The sequence below is a fragment of the Streptomyces sp. SID14478 genome (genome assembly GCF_010548525.1).
Classification (GTDB): domain Bacteria; phylum Actinomycetota; class Actinomycetes; order Streptomycetales; family Streptomycetaceae; genus Streptomyces.
The window spans coordinates 1-3,288 of sequence record NZ_JAAGMG010001471.1 but is presented as its reverse complement, the minus strand read 5'-3'; the positions used below and the strand labels follow the sequence as shown (position 1 = coordinate 3,288).

The 3,288-nt window shown below is 72.7% G+C and carries 4 protein-coding genes and 1 pseudogene; all 5 read right to left on the bottom strand.

What is annotated here, in order from left to right; translation table 11 throughout:
- A pseudogene (locus G3I40_RS46060) lies at positions 1 to 378 on the bottom strand (hypothetical protein); the annotation flags it as partial.
- 172 nt (positions 379 to 550) lie between these two features.
- Positions 551 to 1,219 carry a GNAT family protein gene (locus G3I40_RS46055; protein ID WP_164560742.1) on the bottom strand — a complete coding sequence of 223 codons (669 nt, stop codon included), beginning with the start codon at positions 1,217 to 1,219 and terminating at the stop codon, positions 551 to 553.
- Positions 1,216 to 1,740 (bottom strand): MogA/MoaB family molybdenum cofactor biosynthesis protein, encoded by a 525-nt coding sequence (locus G3I40_RS46050; RefSeq protein WP_164560741.1) that lies wholly within the window; start codon positions 1,738 to 1,740, stop codon positions 1,216 to 1,218. The genes G3I40_RS46055 and G3I40_RS46050 overlap by 4 nt, the downstream gene beginning before the upstream one ends.
- Complete coding sequence (gene moaC, locus G3I40_RS46045; RefSeq protein ID WP_164560740.1) at positions 1,737 to 2,228, bottom strand: cyclic pyranopterin monophosphate synthase MoaC; 492 nt, start codon at positions 2,226 to 2,228, stop codon at positions 1,737 to 1,739. Before moaC ends, G3I40_RS46050 begins: the two co-directional genes overlap by 4 nt.
- A 113-nt stretch (positions 2,229 to 2,341) precedes the next feature.
- The coding region (gene glp, locus G3I40_RS46040) for a gephyrin-like molybdotransferase Glp (RefSeq protein WP_164560739.1) at positions 2,342 to 3,288 on the bottom strand (947 nt) is incomplete at its 5' end.

Genomic DNA, 3,288 nt, shown 5'->3' with positions numbered 1-3,288 from the left:
GGGCTCCGGTTCGCGTTCCCATTCCCGTTCGCGTTCGCGTTCCCGCTCACGGGCGGGGTGCGCGTGCTCGCGCTCGGCGACCGGGGATCGCTCGTCGGCCGGGGGCACGACGGATCCCCGGGCGTCCACCGCTTCGGTGGTCGCGTCCGGGTCGGCCGGGGCGCCGCGCCGCTCGTCCGTCTCGGGCGAGCGCGCCTGCAGGTCCTTGGCGTACCGGCGCTCCATGCCCGCCCGACCGGAGAGGAGCCGGATGGCGGTGCTGAAGCGTTCCGTCGGACGGGCTTCGTTCAGCTCGTCCTGCCTACGGAGCCACATCGGCACCAAGTAGGCGGCCCAGGCCCCGACGATGACTGCGTAGATGAGGCCGCTGCTGCTCACGCCTCACACCGTAGAGGGGTTTGCGTGAGGCCATCCGCCAATCGGGCCGGTGTGTCGCACGATCTGGCTGATATTTCGAACTTTTTTTGTGACCGGTGCGATCAACTGGCCGACCGGCACGCGAATTTAATGGCTCCGACGGTCGTTCGCCGATCAATTTCGAACATTTATTTTATTTCGAGGAGGCACCGGGATCGGCGGTGTCAGGGGCAGCCGGACCTGCGGTGTTGCCGCGCCGCTCGCGCCGCCAGCGCCGGAGGATGCCCTCCGGGGCCTCTTCGGCGGTGAGCGCGAAGACGAGGTGGTCCCGCCAGCCGCCGTCGATGTGAAGATACCGTGGACGCAAGCCCTCCTCGCGGAATCCGAGTTTCTCCACGACCCTGCGGCTCGGCCCGTTCTCCGGCCGAATACAGACCTCGATGCGGTGCAGTCCCACGGTGCGGAAGCAGTGGTCGACGGCGAGCGCGACCGACGTGGGCATCACTCCGCGCCCTGCCACGGACTGGTCCACCCAGTAGCCGACGTGGCCCGAGCACATCGAGCCCCAGGTGATCCCGGCGACCGTCAACTGCCCCACCAGACGGCCCTGGTACTCGATGACGAAGGGCAGTATCCGGCCCGCGTTCGCCTCCGAGCGCAGGTGCCGGACCATCTGGCGGTACGTCGGGCGGTGCGCGATCGGGCCGGTCGGGGTGGGCGGCGGGATCGTCGCCTCCCAGGGGCGCAGCCAGTCGCGGTTGCGGCGGTTGACCTCGCGCCAGGCGCGCTGGTCGCGCAGCCGTATGGGGCGAAGGACGACATCGCCCTCCGCCAGGACGACGGGCCAGGACGGGCTGTTCAGTGCGCACCCCCGGCGGCGTGGACGTCATCAGGTCTGGGGCTGGGGTGGTCGCCGCCGTGGATCTGGTCGACGGCGTGGGTCAGCAGCGGCTCCAGGACGGCCAGGCCGTCCTTCACCCCGCCGCTCGAACCCGGCAGGTTCACGATCAGTGTGCGCCCGGCGACCCCGGCGAGGCCACGGGAGAGCGCGGCGGTGGGCACTTTCTGCCGCCCGTACGCGCGGATCGCCTCGGGGATGCCGGGCACGGCGACGTCGAGGACGCGGGCCGTCGCCTCGGGCGTGCGGTCGGTGGGCGAGATGCCGGTGCCGCCGGTGGTGACGACGACGTCGTACGCCGCCTCGACCGCGGCCCGCAGGGCGGCCTCCACGGGGTCGCCGTCCGGCACGACCTGGGGGCCCTCGACGTCGAAGCCCAGCTTCTCGAGGGCCGCGGCGATCAGGGGGCCGCCCTTGTCTTCGTAGACCCCGGCGGCGGCCCGGTTCGACGCGGTGACGACGAGGGCGCGGTAGGCGTCGGTCATGACCGCACTCCGCGATTCCAGTCGCCGGACTTGCCGCCCGTCTTCTCCTCGACGCGGACGTCCGTGATGACCGCGCCCTTGTCGACCGCCTTGATCATGTCGATGACGGTGAGCGCGGCGACCGAGACGGCGGTCAGCGCCTCCATCTCGACGCCCGTGCGGTCCGTCGTCTTCACGGTGGCCAGGATCTCCACGGCGTCGTCCGCGACGGCCAGGTCCAGCTTCACGCCGGACACGGCCAGCGGGTGGCACAGCGGGATCAGGTCGGGGGTGCGCTTGGCGCCCATGATCCCGGCGATCCGGGCCGTGGCGAGGGCGTCGCCCTTCGGTACGCCCTCGCCGCGCAGCAGCTCGACCACGCGCGGCGAGACGAGGACACGGCCGCTGGCGCGCGCGGTGCGCGCGGTGACGTCCTTTTCCGACACGTCGACCATGCGGGCGGCGCCCGCTTCGTCGATGTGGGTCAGTCGGTCCTGCGAAGTGCTCATGACGTCGTGCCGCTCCCGATCCGAGCCGTGCGCGGTGCGGCGCGCCGGACAGTTGTGCGCGACACGGTATCGCGGGCCACCGACAGACGGGCGCATCGGGCCGACCGGGCCCGTCAGCCGAGGAGGACCACGGCGACCTCGGTGCCGGGTTCCACCGAGGTCACGTCCTCGGGCACCACGATCAGGGCGTCCGCCTGGGCGAGCGCCGCGATCAGGTGGGAGCCCGATCCGCCGACGGGCGCGACCGTCCCGGCCTCCGGGTCGTGGACGCCCCGCAGGTACTGGCGACGGCCCTGCGGCGAGGTCAGCGCCTTGTCCGCGGTCAACTGCGCGCGCGTGGTGGGGCGCTGCACCGTCTCGGCGGGCAGCCCCATCAGGGTCCGGATCGCGGGCCGGACGAACAGCTCGAAGGAGACGTAACTGGAGACCGGGTTGCCCGGCAGGGCGAGCAGCGGGGTGTGGTCGGGGCCCACGGAGCCGAAGCCCTGCGGCTTGCCGGGCTGCATGGCGAGCTTGCGGAACTCGACGCCGCTGCCCGCGCCGATGCCGCCCTCCTCGTCCGGGTCGCCGATGGCGGTGAGGGCCTCCTTGACCACGTCGTACGCGCCCACGCTGACGCCGCCCGTCGTGACGACGAGGTCGGCGCGGATGAGCTGGTCCTCGATGGTGGAGCGGAGCGTCTCGGCCTCGTCGGCGACCGCGCCGACCCGGTAGGCGATGGCTCCGGCGTCCCGGGCGGCGGCGGTGAGCGCGAAGCTGTTGGAGTCGTAGATCTGGCCCCGGGCCAACTGCTCGCCGGGCTGGATGAGTTCGCTGCCGGTGGAGACGACGACCACGCGCGGGCGCGGGCGCACCCGTACGGTGCCGCGGCCGATGGCGGCGAGGAGCGCGATCTGCGGCGGGCCGAGGATCGTGCCCGCGTCGAGCGCGCGGTCGCCGGCCTGGACGTCGCTGCCCTGTGCGCGTACGTGCGCGCGTGCCTCGGCGGGGCGGTGCACCCGGACCTCGCCCGAGGCGCCTTCGGGGGCGCTGCTGTGGGCGGGCATCGAGGAGACCGGGC